Origin of the sequence: Aquamicrobium sp. NLF2-7 (assembly GCF_022359935.1) — a bacterium.
Taxonomy (GTDB): Bacteria; Pseudomonadota; Alphaproteobacteria; order Rhizobiales; family Rhizobiaceae; genus Mesorhizobium; species Mesorhizobium lusatiense.
The window spans coordinates 1,797,521-1,813,590 of record NZ_JAKSED010000001.1 but is presented as its reverse complement, the minus strand read 5'-3'; the positions used below and the strand labels follow the sequence as shown (position 1 = coordinate 1,813,590).

The following is a 16,070-nucleotide window of genomic DNA, read 5'->3' as shown; positions in this document are numbered from 1 at the left end:
ATGCATGCGGCAGCTTCCAGCATGCTTTTAGAAGAAAAACCGGTCATGGCAACCGAACGATACAATCCGCGCGCGTCCGAACCCAAATGGCAGAAGGCCTGGGATGCCGACAAGCTGTTCGAGACGAAGAACGACGATCCTCAGCCCAAATATTACGTGCTTGAGATGTTCCCCTATCCGTCCGGGCGCATCCATATGGGCCATGTGCGCAACTACACGATGGGTGACGTCGTGGCGCGCTACAAGCGGGCCAAGGGCTTCAATGTGCTGCACCCGATGGGCTGGGATGCGTTCGGCCTGCCGGCCGAGAACGCCGCGCGCGACAACAAGGTCAATCCCCGCGACTGGACCTATGCCAATATCGAGACCATGAAGGGCCAGCTGAAGACCATGGGTCTTTCGCTGGATTGGTCACGCGAGCTCGCGACCTGCGATCCTTCCTATTATCGTCACCAGCAGAAGATGTTCCTCGACTTCTGGAAGTCGGGTCTGGTCGAGCGCCGGGCGGCGAAGGTCAACTGGGACCCGGTTGACATGACCGTGCTCGCCAATGAGCAGGTGATCGACGGCAAGGGCTGGCGCTCAGGCGCTCCGGTCGAGCAGCGCGACCTGACGCAGTGGTTCTTCAGGATCACATCGATGAGTCAGGACCTGCTGGACGGGCTCGACACGCTCGACCGCTGGCCCGAAAAAGTCCGCATCATGCAGCAGAACTGGATCGGCCGGTCCGAGGGCCTGCTGCTGCGCTGGAAGCTGGATGCGGCGACCGCGCCTGCGGGCGAGACCGAGCTTGAGGTCTACACCACGCGCCCCGACACGATCTTCGGCGCGTCGTTCATGGCCGTATCCGCCGATCATCCGCTGGCCAAAAAGGCAGCGGAAAACAATCCGCAGATTGCCGCCTTCATCGATGATGTCCACCATATGGGCACTTCCGTCGCCACGCTGGAAACGGCGGAGAAGAAGGGCGTCGACACCGGCATCCGGGTGGTTCATCCCTTCGATCCGGAGTGGACGCTGCCGGTTTACGTCGCGAATTTCGTGCTGATGGACTATGGCACGGGTGCTGTGTTCGGCTGCCCCGCGCACGACCAGCGCGACCTCGATTTCGCCAACAAATACGGCCTGCCGGTGCGCCCCGTGGTGAAGCCGGACGGTGTCGATGCGGCCAGCTTCCACGTTGCGGAGGATGCCTATTCCGACGACGGCACGATGATCAATTCGCGCTTCCTCGACGGCATGAGCCCGACTGATGCCTTCGATGAGGTGGCAAAGCGGCTCGAAGGGACCGAGTTCGACGGTCGCCCGCAGGCGAAGCGCAAGGTGCAGTTCCGCCTGCGCGACTGGCTGATCTCGCGCCAGCGTTACTGGGGCTGTCCGATCCCGGTCATCCACTGCGACGCGTGCGGCGCGGTGCCGGTGCCGCAGGATCAGCTGCCGGTGGAGCTGCCGATGGATGTCACCTTCGACAAGCCCGGCAACCCGCTCGACCATCACCCGACATGGAAGCACACGTCCTGCCCGAATTGCGGCGGGGCGGCGCGGCGCGATACCGACACGATGGACACCTTCGTCGACTCGTCATGGTATTTCGCCCGCTTCACCGATCCGAAGAACGAGAAGGCGCCGACCGATCTCGCCTATGTCGACGGCAAGAACGGCTGGCTGCCGGTTCACCAGTATATCGGCGGCATCGAGCACGCGATCCTGCATCTGCTCTATTCGCGCTTCTTCACCCGCGCCATGAAGGCGACGGGCCATCTCAGCGTGGTCGAGGAACCCTTCGAGGGCTTGTTCACGCAGGGCATGGTCGTTCACGAGACCTACAAGGGCCCGCAGGGCTGGGTTTCGCCGGCCGAACTGCGCTTCGAGGACGTTGACGGACAGCGCCGGGCCAGCCTGCTTTCCGACGGCACTCCGGTCACCATCGGCTCGATCGAGAAGATGTCGAAGTCGAAGAAGAACGTGGTCGACCCCGACGACATCATCGCCAGCTATGGCGCCGATACGGCGCGCTGGTTCATGCTGTCGGACTCGCCGCCCGAGCGCGACGTGATCTGGACGGAGGCCGGTGTCGAGGGCGCGCATCGCTTCGTGCAGCGCGTCTGGCGTCTGGTGTCGGATGCCGTTCCGGTGCTGAGCGGTGTGACGCCGAAGACGGGCACGGAAGGCGAGGCGCTGGCGGTTTCGCGCGCCGCGCACAAGATTCTGAAGGCGGTCGGCGAGGACATTGAGCGGCTGCACTTCAACCGCGCGGTTGCCCGCATCTACGAGATCACCAATCTTCTGTCGCCGCAGGTGGCCGCGGTGGGCGAAGGCAAGACCGAGCGCGCGCCTGCGGTGCGCGAGGGGCTGGAAATCCTGATCGCGATGCTGGCGCCGATGATGCCGCATCTGGCCGAGGAATGCTGGCAGGCCATCGGCGGCAAGGGTCTTGTCGCGGCCCGTGCGTGGCCGGAATTCGATCCGGCACTGCTGGTGGATAACGAGGTTGTTCTGCCCGTTCAGGTGAACGGAAAGAAGCGCGGGGATTTGACAATTGCCCGCGACGCGGATCAAGCTGCGGTCGAACAGGCGGTCATGGCTCTCGACTTCGTGCAGAAGGCGCTGGAGGGCAAGGCGCCGCGCAAGATCATCGTCGTGCCGCAGAGGATCGTGAATGTCGTTGCCTGACAAAGCCAAGCAGACGATGAACAGGAGTGGCTTGCGCGCCGGAAGACTGGTCACGGGAGCCTTGCTGCTTTCCGTGGCGCTGGTTTCGGCGTGTACGGTGCGCCCGCTCTATTCAAACCAGCCTCTTACCGTGGGCGGGCAGACCGTTGCCGCCGAGGAGCTGGCGTCCATCTCGGTCAAGCCGGTGAAGACGCGCTACGCCCAGCAGGTGCGCAACAATCTGATTTTCGGGCTGACCCATGGCAAGGGCGGGCCATCGTCGCCGGTCTATTCGCTCGATCTTGGCGTGACCGAATTGATCCAGTCTGCAGCATCTATCCAGGTGACCAAGGATCAGGATGAACCGAGCGCGGGCATCGTGACGCTGACCGCGGATTACAGGCTGACGGAAGTTTCGACCGGCAAGCTGGTCGGGTCCGGCAGGCGCTCGATCTCGTCGTCCTTCGATCGTCCAAAGCAGGAATTCGCCACCTACCGCGCAGAGCTGGACGCGGAAAACCGTGCCGCGCGCGAACTGGCTGAAATATTGCGGCTGGCGCTGGCGCAGGATCTCGCAAAGCGCAAATAGCGCTTCCCGCACCGCCGGAACCAGCCCGGCAGTGCGGTTCAATGGCGATTTCAGCCGATCTTCTGGCCGGTCTTGGCCCAGTCGGCGAGGAAGGCTTCAAGCCCCTTGTCGGTCAGCGGGTGCTTCACCAGCGAGCGCAGCACGGCGGGCGGGGCGGTGATGACATCGGCGCCGATCAGTGCCGCATCCTTGACGTGATTGATGGTGCGCACGGAAGCCACGAGGATTTCGGTGTCGAAATCGTAATTGTCGTAGATCTGGCGGATTTCCGAAATCAGGTCCATGCCCTCGATGCCGATGTCGTCAAGACGGCCGACGAAGGGCGAAATGAAGGAGGCGCCGGCCTTGGCGGCCAGCAGGGCCTGGTTGGCCGAGAAGCACAGCGTGACGTTGACCATGCGGCCTTCGGAGCGGATCGCCTTGCAGGCCTTGAGGCCGTCGAGGGTGAGCGGCACCTTGATGGCCACATTGTCGGCGATCTTCGCCAGAACCTTTGCCTCGGCCATCATGCCGTCATAGTCGGTGGCTGTGACTTCGGCTGAAACGGGGCCGGAAACGATGTCGCAGATCTCGCGCGTCACCTCATCGATCTTGCCACCTGATTTCAGAATCAGCGAGGGGTTGGTGGTGACGCCATCGACCAGCCCCATATCGTTCAGTTCACGGATTTCCTTGATGTCGGCGGTATCGACGAAGAACTTCATTGCTGTCTCCTTGAAGATTCCGGCGTACGGGGAGGGCGCACGCGCTATCGGCCTTTGCTCTAGACCAAAGACGATGCAAGGTCACGCGTGATGAGCCAGGATTCGCCCTTTTCGTCCGCAGCACCGGTGCTGGTGCCCATGCCTGCAGAACGCCCCTACACCTATGCGGTTCCGCCGGGAATGCATGTCGTGCCGGGATCGATCGTGCGCGTGCCGCTGGGGCCGCGTCAGGTCGCCGGCGTCGTCTGGGACGGCGAGGCGGGGCAGGTGGATGCCCGCAAGCTGAGGCCCATCGAGCAGGTTTTCGATTGCCCGCCGGTAAGCCACGATATGCGCCGCTTTGTCGACTGGGTGTCGCAATACACGCTTTCGCCGCCCGGCATGGTGGCGCGCATGCTTCTGCGCGCGCCGGAGGCCTTCGATCCCGAGCCGTGGACGGAAGGCATCACCCTCACCGATCAGCGGCCCGAGCGTATGACCGGGGCGCGCGAGCGGGTGCTGGAAACGGCCGCCGACGGTTTTGCCTGGACGCGCTCCGGGCTTGCCCATGCCGCCGGCGTCTCCTCCTCGGTCATCGACGGACTGAGAGAGCAGGGCGTGTTCCAGACGGTGATGATCCCGCCCCGTCCGGTAGTTCCCGAACCCGATACAACTTATGCGGCGGCGGAACTGATGCCCGATCAGCGCATGGCGGCAGATGAGCTGAAGGCCGGCGTGGCGGCGGGCGGTTTTCGTGTCACCCTGCTCGATGGCGTCACCGGCTCGGGCAAGACGGAGGTCTATTTCGAAGCGGTGGCGGCGGCGATTGAAAAAGGGCAGCAGGTGCTCATCCTGCTGCCTGAAATCGCGTTGACCCATGCCTTTCTGGAGCGTTTCCAGAACCGCTTCGGGGCAAAGCCGGCCGAATGGCACTCCGATCTGCCGCCACGGATGCGCGAGCGGGTCTGGCGGCAGGTCGCGGAAGGCACCGTCAAGGTAGTGGCTGGCGCGCGCTCCGCGCTGTTCCTGCCGTTTCAGGATCTTGGCCTGATCGTCGTCGACGAGGAGCATGACCCCGCCTACAAGCAGGAAGACCGTGTCTTCTACAACGCCCGCGACATGGCGGTGGTGCGCGCCCATATCGGCGGCTTCCCGGTGGTGCTGGCCTCGGCCACGCCGTCCGTCGAAAGCCGGGTCAACGCCATGCAGGGGCGCTATGGGCGGGTCATCCTGTCATCGCGCTTCGCCGACGCGGCGCTGCCCGACCTGCGCACCATCGACATGCGGCGCGCGCCGCCGGCGCGGGGCGGTTTCCTGTCGCCGCTTCTGCTGCAAAGGATGGCGGCGACGCTGGAACAGGGCGAGCAGTCGCTTTTGTTCCTCAACCGGCGCGGCTACGCGCCTTTGACGCTGTGCCGGTCCTGCGGACACCGCTTCGGCTGTCCGGTGTGCTCGTCATGGCTGGTCGAGCACCGGTTTCGCGGGCAGCTTATCTGCCATCATTGCGGTCATACCGAAAGGCGTCCGGATGCCTGCCCGGAATGCGGCACGGTCGATCATCTGGTCGCCTGCGGGCCGGGCGTGGAGCGCATCGCGGAGGAAGTCGTCTCGCATTTCCCGGAGGCGCGCACCATCGTGTTGTCGTCCGACATACTGGGTGGCGTGCGGCGGTTGCGGCTGGAGCTGGAGGCCATCGCCAATGGCGATGCCGACATTGTGATCGGCACGCAGCTCGTCGCCAAGGGACACAATTTCCCGAACATGACGCTGGTGGGGGTGGTCGATGCCGACCTTGGCCTCGCCAATGGCGATCCGCGCGCTGCCGAACGCACTTACCAGCTGCTCAGCCAGGTGACGGGCCGCGCCGGCCGCACCGGCAAGAAGAGCCTTGGCCTTCTTCAAACCTACCAGCCGGACCATCCGGTGATGCAGGCCATCGTCTCCGGCGATTCGGAGCTGTTTTACGAGCGCGAGATTGGGGAGCGTGAACGCACCCGCCTGCCGCCATTCGGGCGGCTGGCAGGCGTCATCGTCAGTGCGCCGACGCGGGCAGAGGCCGAGGGCCATGCGCGGGCACTGCGGCTTGCCGCTCCCGAGACCGCCGACATCTTCGTGCTTGGCCCTGCCGAAGCGCCGCTTGCGCTGCTGAACGGGCGGCATCGTTTCCGTCTTTTGGTGCATGGCGAGCGCCGCGCCGATATGCAAGGCTTTGTCAGGGCGATGCTGGCTGCGGGACCGAAGGTGCGCGGCCAGATCCGGGTGCAGGTCGATATCGATCCGCAAAGCTTCCTGTGATGTGCGAGCGGGCAGAGGACATGCAATGAAGACGATCGGCCTGCTGGGCGGCATGAGCTGGGAGAGCACGGCGATCTATTATCGCCTGCTGAACGAGGGCGTTCGTTCGCGGCTTGGGGGCCTGCATTCGGCAAAGCTCGCGCTGGTTTCGGTTGATTTCGCAGAGATTGCGGAGCTCCAGCATGCGGGCGACTGGCAGGGTGCCGCGCGGCTGCTGGCCGGGGCTGCGCGCCAGCTCGAAGCGGCGGGCGCGCAGTGTCTGGTTCTCTGCACCAACACCATGCACAAGCTGGCCGACGAGATCGGAGCCGCAACATCCATACCCCTGCTGCACATCGCCGATGCCACGGGTGCGGCCATCAGGCGCGCCGGCGTCAGCCGGCCCGCCCTTCTTGCCACCCGGTTCACGATGGAGCAGGATTTTTACAGGCAGCGGCTGGCAGAGCGCTTTGGCATCGAGGCGGTTGTTCCGGATGAGGCGGGCCGCGCGAAGGTTCACGACATCATCTACGATGAACTGTGCCTTGGCATCGTGAAGCCGGCTTCGAAATCCGTCTATATGGAGGAGATCGCGCGGTTGCGCGCCGAACAGGGCGCCGATGGCGTGATCATGGGCTGCACCGAAATCACCATGCTGATCGGCCAGCCGGATTTCGACATTCCGGTTTTCGACACCACGCTTATCCATGCCGAGGCAGCTATCGCGTTTGCTCTGGGTGAGGCATAAGGCAGCGAGACCGGCACCGAGGCGCGGCCGGGCAAGGCGCGCGCTGACACCTTACCGAGATCAAGCGAGGGACTGCGATGGAATTCTCGTTTCCGTGGCCGATGAGCCAGGGCGAATGGCTGGCATGGACAAGCGCTGTCGTGACAGCTGCACTTGGACTGCTTCTGTTTCTGGCACCGGGCATCGGATTCAGGCTTCTGCGCCTGCAGCCGCATCCCGACAAGCCGGAGGCGGTGATCGAGGGGCGCAGCCGCTTTGCGGGTTTCTATCTTGGTGTCGGCCTGTGCGCGATCCTGCTTGCGCAGCCGTTGCTCTACATGGCGCTCGGCTTTTCCTGGCTATTCACAGCTTTTGGCCGCATGCTCGGGATGATGAGCGATCGCGGCAACACGCCCTACAACTGGGCCGCTCTGGCCGTAGATCTGGCACTTGCGGCACTTCCGCTGGCTTTTGCCTTCGGTTTTGTGCCCTGAATCAGGGGGCACGGAACGCATTCGTCAAGCGGATGCGACAAAAGTGCCGGAATCCACTGCCCTCCATGGATTGCGGTCTTGGGAGGCGTGTGCTAGACGGCAACCGACTTTCAGCTAGGGGAAGCGAAAGCCGATCCTTTAGCTTCGACAAAACGTAAGCAAGGTCAAAGATTTAGCCAGAGTTCTCACTCGCGCCAACAATCTGCGGCCTGTCAGACATGAGAAAAGACGGACCGTGGCCAAAACGTCCTCGCCAATCTCCGCCGTTGCCGAGCGCTATGCGAGCTCGCTGTTCGAGCTCGCTCTCGAAGCAAACTCCGTTGCCAGGGTCGAGGCTGCTCTTTCCAGCTTCGAGGCCATGCTGGCCGGCAGCGCCGATCTGAAGCGCCTCATCGAAAGCCCCGTCTTTGCGGCTGACGAGCAGGAGCGCGCCATTTCGGCACTCCTCGAAAAGGCCGGCATCGATGGCCTCGCAGGCAGCTTCCTGCGCGTCGTCGCCCGCAACCGCCGCCTTTTCGCGGTGCCGGGCATGATCGATGCTTTTCGCAGAATTGCCGCTGAACATCGCGGCGAAGTGTCGGCAGAGGTGACGGCGGCGCATGCGCTGACGGCTGCCCAGCAGGCCGAACTCAAGGCGGCGCTGAAGAGCGTTGCCGGTAAGGACGTGGTCATCAACGTCACCGTCGATCCGAGCCTGCTCGGTGGTCTCGTGGTCAAGATGGGCTCGCGCCAGATCGATACGTCGCTCAAAACCAAACTCAATTCGCTCAAGCTTGCACTTAAAGAGGTCGGCTGATGGACATCCGCGCCGCGGAAATCTCCGCAATTCTGAAAGATCAGATCAAGAACTTCGGCAAGGAAGCCGAGGTTTCCGAAGTCGGTCAGGTTCTGTCCGTCGGTGACGGTATTGCCCGCGTTTACGGCCTCGACAATGTTCAGGCCGGTGAAATGGTCGAGTTCCCCGGCGGCATCCGCGGCATGGCGCTCAACCTCGAAGCCGACAATGTCGGTGTCGTTATTTTCGGTAACGACCGCGACATCAAGGAAGGCGACACCGTCAAGCGTACCGGCGCGATCGTCGACGTTCCGGTTGGTCCCGAGCTGCTCGGTCGCGTGGTCGACGCGCTCGGCAATCCGATTGACGGCAAGGGTCCGATCAAGTCGAAGGAGCGTCGCCGCGTCGACGTCAAGGCTCCCGGCATCATTCCGCGCAAGTCGGTGCATGAGCCGATGTCGACCGGCCTCAAGGCCATCGACGCCCTGATCCCGGTTGGTCGCGGCCAGCGTGAGCTGGTCATCGGTGACCGCCAGACCGGCAAGACTGCCATCATCCTCGACACCATCCTCAATCAGAAGGCCATCCACGACAGCGGCCCCGAGTCGGAAAAGCTGTACTGCGTCTACGTCGCCGTCGGCCAGAAGCGCTCGACCGTCGCGCAGTTCGTGAAGGTTCTGGAAGAGCGCGGCGCGCTCGAGTATTCGATCATCGTCGCCGCCACCGCCTCCGATCCGGCCCCGCTCCAGTATCTGGCGCCGTTCACCGGCTGCACCATGGGCGAGTATTTCCGCGACAACGGCCAGCACGCGCTGATCGGCTATGACGACCTGTCCAAGCAGGCTGTGGCCTATCGCCAGATGTCGCTGCTGCTGCGCCGTCCGCCGGGCCGCGAAGCCTATCCGGGCGACGTTTTCTATCTGCACTCCCGTCTGCTGGAGCGCGCCGCCAAGCTTAACGACGACAATGGCAATGGCTCGCTCACCGCTCTGCCGGTCATCGAGACGCAGGCGAACGACGTTTCCGCCTACATCCCGACCAACGTGATCTCGATCACCGATGGCCAGATCTTCCTTGAGACCAACCTGTTCTTCCAGGGTATCCGCCCGGCCGTGAACGTGGGTCTGTCGGTGTCGCGCGTCGGCTCCGCTGCCCAGATCAAGGCGATGAAGCAGGTTGCCGGTTCGATCAAGGGCGAGCTTGCCCAGTATCGCGAGATGGCGGCGTTCGCTCAGTTCGGCTCGGACCTCGATGCCTCCACGCAGCGTCTGCTCAACCGCGGTGCGCGTCTGACCGAGCTGCTGAAGCAGCCGCAGTTCTCGCCGCTGAAGACGGAAGAGCAGGTTGCCGTGATCTATGCCGGCGTGAACGGCTATCTCGACAAGCTCGCCGTTGGCGATGTCGGTCGCTTCGAGCAGGGCCTGCTGTCGCATCTGCGCACGGTCGGCAAGGAAGTTCTCGACGGCATCCGCAAGGAAAAGGCGCTGTCGGACGATCTGCGGGCCAAGCTCAAGGCCGAGGTCGACGCTTTCGCCAAGACCTTCGCCTGACCCTTGAACGCACGCGGACTGTAGAGTTTGAAGCATGGCGTCACTGAAAGACCTTCGTAACCGCATCGCCTCGGTCAAGGCGACGCAGAAAATCACCAAGGCGATGCAGATGGTCGCCGCGGCGAAGCTGCGTCGTGCCCAGGAAGCTGCGGAGGCCGCGCGTCCCTATTCGGAGCGCATGGGTGCCGTCCTGGCCAACATCACCCAGGCCATCGGTGCGGGCGGCGATGCCCCCGCGCTGATGACCGGAACGGGCAAGGACGACGTGCATCTGCTCGTCGTCTGCACCGCCGAGCGCGGCCTGTGCGGCGGCTTCAACTCGCAGATCGCGCGCTTTGCCCGCGATCATGTCCGCCGGCTTCTGGCCGAGGGCAAGACGGTCAAGATCATCTGCGTCGGCAAGAAGGGCTTCGACATTCTTCGCCGCGATTACGCTTCTCTCATCATCGAGCGTATCGACCTGCGCGAGGTCAAGACGATCGGCTTCGCCAATGCCGACGCCATCGCCCGCAAGGTGATCCAGCTGTTCGGTCAGGGTGAGTTCGACGTCTGCACGCTGTTCTATTCGAACTTCAAGTCGGTGATCAGCCAGGTGCCGACGGCGCAGCAGATCATTCCGGCGGCCGCTCCTGCCGAAGCGGAAGCTGCCAATGGCAGCGCCGTTTACGAGTATGAGCCGGAGCCGGGTGAAATCCTTTCCGATCTGATCCCGCGCAACATCTCCGTCCAGATCTTCCGCGCGCTGCTCGAAAACGCAGCCGGCGAGATGGGCGCCAAGATGAGCGCCATGGACAACGCGACGCGCAATGCGGGCGAGATGATCAACAAGCTGTCGATCACCTACAACCGCCAGCGTCAGGCGCAGATCACCAAGGAACTCATCGAAATCATTTCGGGCGCCGAGGCGCTCTAGCATGCGGCGCGAAGGCTGTAGCCTTCACCCGAGCATGTGACAACAAACGGACGAAAAAGGGCTAGAGACGATGGCGAAAGCAGCGACCCCGAAAACGGCGACCGCTAAGACTGCAGAAGCTCCCGCGAAGGCGGCCGCGGCAAAGGCGGCTCCCGCAGCCGCAGCGAAGGCTCAGGCGGCTGCGCCGAAGAAGGCGCCTGCAAGGGGCGCTGCAGCGAAAGAGGCGGCCAAGCTGGTGGCGGAATCAAAGCCGGGCAAGGTCAACACACGCGGCGCGACGGCCAGCCATAATCTCGCCAAGGGATCGAAGGGCAAGGTTCGTCAGGTCATCGGTGCCGTTGTCGACGTGCAGTTCGAGGACAGCCTGCCGGCCATTCTGAACGCGCTCGAGACCGAGAATGTCGGCAATCGTCTGGTTCTGGAAGTCGCCCAGCATCTCGGTGAGAACACTGTGCGCTGCATCGCCATGGACGCCACCGAAGGTCTGGTGCGCGGCCAGGAAGTCACCGACACCGGCGCTCCGATCTCGGTTCCGGTCGGCCCGGGTATGCTCGGCCGCATCATCAACGTCATCGGCGAGCCGGTCGACGAAGCCGGTCCGATCAACGCGATCGAGCATCGCGGCATTCACCAGCCCGCTCCGGAATATGTCGAGCAGTCGACGGAAGCCGCTATTCTCGTGACCGGCATCAAGGTCATCGACCTGCTGGCACCTTACGCCAAGGGCGGCAAGATCGGCCTGTTCGGCGGCGCCGGCGTCGGCAAGACGGTTCTCATTCAGGAGCTGATCAACAACATCGCCAAGGCGCACGGCGGCTACTCGGTGTTCGCCGGCGTCGGCGAGCGTACCCGCGAGGGTAACGACCTCTATCACGAGTTCATCGAATCGGGCGTCAACCAGAAGGGTGGCGGCGAAGGTTCGAAGGCTGCTCTCGTGTACGGCCAGATGAACGAGCCTCCGGGAGCCCGCGCCCGCGTCGCACTCACCGGCCTGACGGTTGCCGAGTACTTCCGCGATCAGGGCCAGGACGTGCTGTTCTTCGTGGACAACATCTTCCGCTTCACGCAGGCCGGTTCGGAAGTGTCGGCTCTGCTCGGCCGTATTCCTTCGGCTGTGGGTTATCAGCCGACGCTGGCGACCGACATGGGCGCGCTGCAGGAACGCATCACCACCACCACCAAGGGCTCGATCACCTCGGTGCAGGCCATTTACGTTCCGGCCGACGACCTGACCGACCCGGCTCCGGCCACCTCGTTCGCCCACCTTGACGCGACCACGACGCTGAACCGCGCCATCGCCGAGAAGGGCATCTACCCGGCCGTGGATCCGCTCGACTCGACCTCGCGCATGCTCGACCCGCTGATCGTCGGCGAAGAGCACTATCAGGTCGCCCGTGACGTGCAGCAGACCCTCCAGCGCTACAAGTCGCTGCAGGACATCATCGCCATCCTCGGCATGGACGAGCTGTCCGAAGAGGACAAGCTGACCGTGGCCCGCGCCCGCAAGATCGAGCGCTTCCTGTCGCAGCCGTTCTTCGTGGCTGAAGTCTTCACCGGTTCGCCGGGCAAGCTGGTGGCTCTGGAAGACACCATCAAGGGCTTCAAGGGTCTGGTTGCCGGCGAGTACGATCACCTGCCGGAAGCTGCCTTCTACATGGTCGGCGGCATCGAAGAGGCGGTCGAGAAGGCGAAGAAGCTGGCGGCCGAGGCTGCCTGATCCATTCAGGATCGCGACCTTCGGCTCGAGGATGCGGTCAACGAAACCTGCCCCTGGTCGGGCAAGCCGATTTCGGCGGATTCGTTGACCGTCTACAAGGGCCGCACGGTCGGTTTCTGTAATCCCGGCTGCCGGGACAAGTTCGCAGCGGCGATTTCTCATTTCGAGCAGTCGTTGCCCGAGAAACCAAAGGCATAGGCATCATGGCTGAAGCTTTCCAATTCGAACTGGTCTCGCCGGAGCGTTTGCTTGTCTCCGAAAAGATCGAATCGGTCGTCATCCCCGCAACGGAAGGCGAAATGACCATCATGGCCAACCATGCTCCGGTCATGACCACGATCAAGCCGGGCGTTGTCACCGTGAACACCGCCGCCGGACAGCAGGAGCGCTACGTTGTGTTCGGCGGTTTCGCCGACATCCTGCCGGCTGGCTGCACGCTGCTGGCTGAATCGGCCGTGTCGGTGAAGGATCTCGACCGCGACGACATCGCGCGCCGTGTGCAGGAGGCGAAGGAAGACGTCGCCGACGCCAGGGACGACAACACCCGCACGCGCGCCGAGCAGTATCTGTCGGAGCTGACCACCCTGCAGGGCGCGCTTCAGGCCGCATGATCAGATCACGCATGAAGTGACGACAAGCCGGGCAATGCCCGGCTTTTCTCGTTATGCGGCCGGTTTCGCGGTGGCTTTGTCCTGCTTGTGGGGAGGCTGAAAAGCAGAACCCGCGTCTCTTGTGGAAACGCGGGTTGTTGCCTGGGCGCTTGCGCGCTGCGGTACTCGATACTGTGCCGCAGGATCGGGACAATGCCGGCCGATGGATGAAGATAGGCTTAACGGACCGGCCTTTTTCCCCGGGCGTGACAGGTGGGTTCAGATGCTGTCGCGAAGGGCATACCAGTTGAGGGCAAGGAAGAGCAGCGGGGCCCGCAGACGACGGCCGCCGGGGAAGGCGGGGATCTTCAGGTCCTCGAACAGCTTCAGCCGCTCGCGATTGCCGGTCACGGTTTCAGCATAGAGCTTGCCGACGAAGTTCGAGAGCATGACGCCGTGACCGGAATACCCCCCGGCCGAGATGACATTGGGCATCACTTCGCGCACGAAGGGCTGGCGTGGCATGGTGATGCCGACATAGCCGCCCCAGCCGTGCGTGATCTCGACGTCCTTCAGCGCCGGATAGATCTCGGCGATCTGCTTGCGGATATGGATGTGAATATCGCCCGGATCGGTCACGGCGTAGATCTCGCGCCCGCCGAACAGCAGGCGCCCGTCCTTCGATTTCCGGAAATAGCGCACGACAAAACGCGAATCATCGACAGATTCGCCGCCGGGAAGCACCGGGCTGTCGTCGCCCAGCGGCACGGTTGCGCCGATGAATGAACCGATGGGCATGATATGCGCCGCGCTCTCCGGTTCCAGATTTCCTCCATGGGCATTCGTGGCGATGAGGCATTTGTCGGCGGTGATCGTGCCGTGATCGGTCGTGATGGAGACCTTTCCGCCATTGGAGGCAATGCCTGTAGCGGGCGTGTTCTCGTAGAGGTGAGCGCCGGCTTCAGCGGCAACGCGCGCCGTGCCGATCAGGAGCTTCAGCGGATGGATATGTCCGGTTCCGGTATCGCGCACGCCGCCGAAAAAGCGCTGTGAGCCGAGCCGTTCCGCAGTCTCGTCAGCGCCCATGAACGAGATATGAGGATAACCGAAGCGGTTCGCCATGATCTCGGCATGGGCCCGGTAATTGTCGACATAGCGTTTCTTGTGCGCCACCGACATCTGGCCGGGCGCATAGTCGATGTCGATGTGATGGACTTTTGCGAAATCCAGCAGATGGGCCTTCGCCTCTTCGGCAAGGTCGAACAGCGCGCTGGCGCGGGTGAAGCCATATTCGGCTTCCATCTCTTCAGGCCAGGCGCGCTGCCCGGTGTTCATCTGTCCGCCATTGCGGCCCGATGCCCCATCGCCGAAACGATGAGCTTCGATGAGCACGACGTTTGTGCCCGACGCCGCCAGATGGGCCGCCGCCGACAGCCCTGTAAAGCCGCCGCCTATGATCGCCACATCGCAGCTTTTGTCGCCGTCCAGCCGGGCATAGGAAGGCCGCTCATCAACGGTGTCTTCATACCATGAGCGACCGGGTGAAATGGGTGACTGATAGGGCATCGGATTTCAGCGTGGCGGTTGTTGGGAGGGTGCAGACCAGCTTGCCGCCGCTCAGACGTTCAGCAGCAAATATTCGCGCTCCCAGGGGCTGATGACTTCCATGAAGGTCTCGAACTCTGCCCGCTTGATTGCAGCATAGGTTGTGGCGAAGGTCTTTCCGAGAAGACTGGCCAGCTCCTCATCCTGCTCGAACAGATCGACCGCCTCCAGAAGCCCGCGCGGCAGATCGATCTCGTCCTCGTTGGCCGTTGTGACGACGGGCGCTTCGGATTCGAGACGGTTCTTCAACCCGATAAGCCCACAGGCGAGCGAGGCAGCGAGCGCCAGATAGGGATTGGCATCCGAGGAGGGGATGCGGTTCTCCACGCGTCTGGCGGCCGGGTCGGAGCGCGGAACGCGGAAGGCCGTGGTGCGGTTGTCGTAACCCCATTTGTTGTTGACGGGGGCGGAGGCAGCCTGCGTGAGCCGGCGATAGGAGTTCACATATGGCGCCAGCATCACCAGCGCGTTTGGCACATGCTGCTGCATGCCGCCGATGAAGTGGAAGAACTGATCGGTCTCCGAACCATCGCTGGCAGTGAAGATGTTGGCGCCGGTCTTCTTGTCGATGATCGACTGGTGGATATGCATGGCCGACCCCGGCTGGCCCTGAATGGGCTTGGCCATGAAGGTGGCGTAGATATTGTGCTTCAGCGCGGCCTCGCGGATCGTGCGCTTGAACATGAACACCTGATCAGCCAGCTCGATGGGGTCGCCATGGCGCAGGTTGATCTCCAGCTGGCCGGCGCCCTCCTCATGGATCAGCGTGTCGATCTCAAGGCCCTGGCTTTCAGAGAAATGGTAGATGTCGTCGATCAGCTCGTCGAACTCATTGACGCCGGCGATGGAGTAGCCGGCGCCGCCGCCGATGGCCCGCCCCGAGCGGCCGACCGGAGGGGTCAGCGGATAATCCGGATCGGGGTTCTTGTGGACCAGATAGAATTCGATTTCCGGGGCGACGACGGGCTTCAGCCCGAGCTTGTCATAGGCGGCGACAACGTTCTTGAGCACGTTGCGCGGCGTGAATTCCACCGTGCGCCCGTCCTGATGCACCAGATCGCAGATGACGGCTGCGGTCGGGTCGTCTTCCCATGGCACCACGGTCAGCGTCGACAGGTCCGGCACCATCTTGAGGTCGCCGTCATCCTCCGGATAGACGAAGCCATTGCCGTCTTCCGGATAACCGCCCGAAATGGTGGCCATGAACACGGCCGACGGCAGGGCCAGCGACGTATTGGACGTGAATTTGCTGGACGGCATCATCTTGCCGCGCGCGACACCGGCCTGATCAGGCGTGATGCACTCTATGTCTTCAATGCCGCGGTATTCGAGCCAGGCACTGGCATCCTTCCAGCTTTTTACCCCACGCAGATTATTCACGAAGGTAGGGCTGCGGGAACGTTTTGAACGAACGTCCTTCTTTACGGGCGTCATCAATCACCAAATTTAAGAATACCAGCCAAGTATGCCGGTTCGGCACACGGAAGGGAAGGGGGCGCGA

At 63.1% G+C, this 16,070-nt stretch carries 14 protein-coding genes; 11 read left to right on the top strand and 3 right to left on the bottom strand.

The annotated features are described in order from the left end of the window. Window positions 1-45: 45 nt before the first annotated feature. Window positions 46-2,673, top strand: coding sequence for a leucine--tRNA ligase (leuS, locus tag MIC97_RS09035; RefSeq protein ID WP_239799746.1), 2,628 nt, complete (start codon window positions 46-48; stop codon window positions 2,671-2,673). Beyond that, window positions 2,660-3,241 (top strand): LPS assembly lipoprotein LptE, encoded by a 582-nt coding sequence (gene lptE, locus MIC97_RS09030; RefSeq protein WP_239799745.1) that lies wholly within the window; start codon window positions 2,660-2,662, stop codon window positions 3,239-3,241. Before leuS ends, lptE begins: the two co-directional genes overlap by 14 nt. 50 nt (window positions 3,242-3,291) lie before the next feature. On the opposite strand, the gene fsa is transcribed toward lptE, so the two are convergent. Then, window positions 3,292-3,945: a fructose-6-phosphate aldolase gene (fsa, locus tag MIC97_RS09025; RefSeq protein WP_239799744.1), complete on the bottom strand. Its 654-nt coding sequence runs from the start codon at window positions 3,943-3,945 to the stop codon at window positions 3,292-3,294. A 90-nt stretch (window positions 3,946-4,035) separates the two neighbouring features. On the opposite strand from fsa, the gene MIC97_RS09020 reads away from it, so the two are divergent. The 9 genes from MIC97_RS09020 (at window position 4,036) to MIC97_RS08980 (ending at window position 12,985) form a co-directional block, all read left to right on the top strand. After that, window positions 4,036-6,219, top strand: a complete 2,184-nt coding sequence (locus MIC97_RS09020) for a primosomal protein N' (protein ID WP_239799743.1) — start codon at window positions 4,036-4,038, stop codon at window positions 6,217-6,219. A 25-nt stretch (window positions 6,220-6,244) separates the two neighbouring features. Beyond that, on the top strand, window positions 6,245-6,946 hold the full coding sequence (locus MIC97_RS09015; protein WP_239799742.1) for an aspartate/glutamate racemase family protein: 702 nt from the start codon (window positions 6,245-6,247) through the stop codon (window positions 6,944-6,946). 77 nt (window positions 6,947-7,023) lie between these two features. Continuing rightward, the gene (locus MIC97_RS09010; protein ID WP_183824676.1) at window positions 7,024-7,419 is read left to right on the top strand and encodes a DUF4345 family protein; all 396 of its coding nucleotides are present in this window, start codon (window positions 7,024-7,026) and stop codon (window positions 7,417-7,419) included. A gap of 235 nt (window positions 7,420-7,654) precedes the next feature. Further along, window positions 7,655-8,215 (top strand): F0F1 ATP synthase subunit delta, encoded by a 561-nt coding sequence (locus MIC97_RS09005; RefSeq protein ID WP_239799741.1) that lies wholly within the window; start codon window positions 7,655-7,657, stop codon window positions 8,213-8,215. Then, a complete protein-coding gene (gene atpA, locus MIC97_RS09000) occupies window positions 8,215-9,744 on the top strand; it encodes a F0F1 ATP synthase subunit alpha (protein ID WP_239799740.1) in 1,530 nt (509 codons plus the stop codon). Before MIC97_RS09005 ends, atpA begins: the two co-directional genes overlap by 1 nt. A gap of 34 nt (window positions 9,745-9,778) precedes the next feature. After that, a complete protein-coding gene (locus MIC97_RS08995; protein WP_183824667.1) occupies window positions 9,779-10,657 on the top strand; it encodes a F0F1 ATP synthase subunit gamma in 879 nt (292 codons plus the stop codon). Window positions 10,658-10,727: 70 nt separating this feature from the next. Next, window positions 10,728-12,374 carry a F0F1 ATP synthase subunit beta gene (atpD, locus tag MIC97_RS08990; protein WP_239799739.1) on the top strand — a complete coding sequence of 549 codons (1,647 nt, stop codon included), beginning with the start codon at window positions 10,728-10,730 and terminating at the stop codon, window positions 12,372-12,374. Window positions 12,375-12,377: 3 nt separating this feature from the next. Continuing rightward, window positions 12,378-12,572 (top strand): glutathione S-transferase, encoded by a 195-nt coding sequence (locus tag MIC97_RS08985; protein WP_239801073.1) that lies wholly within the window; start codon window positions 12,378-12,380, stop codon window positions 12,570-12,572. Window positions 12,573-12,577: 5 nt separating this feature from the next. Then, the gene (locus MIC97_RS08980; RefSeq protein ID WP_183824655.1) at window positions 12,578-12,985 is read left to right on the top strand and encodes a F0F1 ATP synthase subunit epsilon; all 408 of its coding nucleotides are present in this window, start codon (window positions 12,578-12,580) and stop codon (window positions 12,983-12,985) included. Between the two features lie 258 nt (window positions 12,986-13,243). Here the strand turns inward: MIC97_RS08980 and MIC97_RS08975 are convergent, their stop codons facing one another. Both MIC97_RS08975 and MIC97_RS08970 read right to left on the bottom strand, forming a co-directional pair. Beyond that, entirely contained in the window at window positions 13,244-14,530 is a 1,287-nt protein-coding gene (locus MIC97_RS08975) for an FAD-binding oxidoreductase (RefSeq protein ID WP_239799738.1), read from the bottom strand. A 51-nt stretch (window positions 14,531-14,581) separates the two neighbouring features. Next, window positions 14,582-16,003 carry a glutamine synthetase family protein gene (locus MIC97_RS08970; protein WP_239799737.1) on the bottom strand — a complete coding sequence of 474 codons (1,422 nt, stop codon included), beginning with the start codon at window positions 16,001-16,003 and terminating at the stop codon, window positions 14,582-14,584. Window positions 16,004-16,070 lie beyond the last annotated feature (67 nt).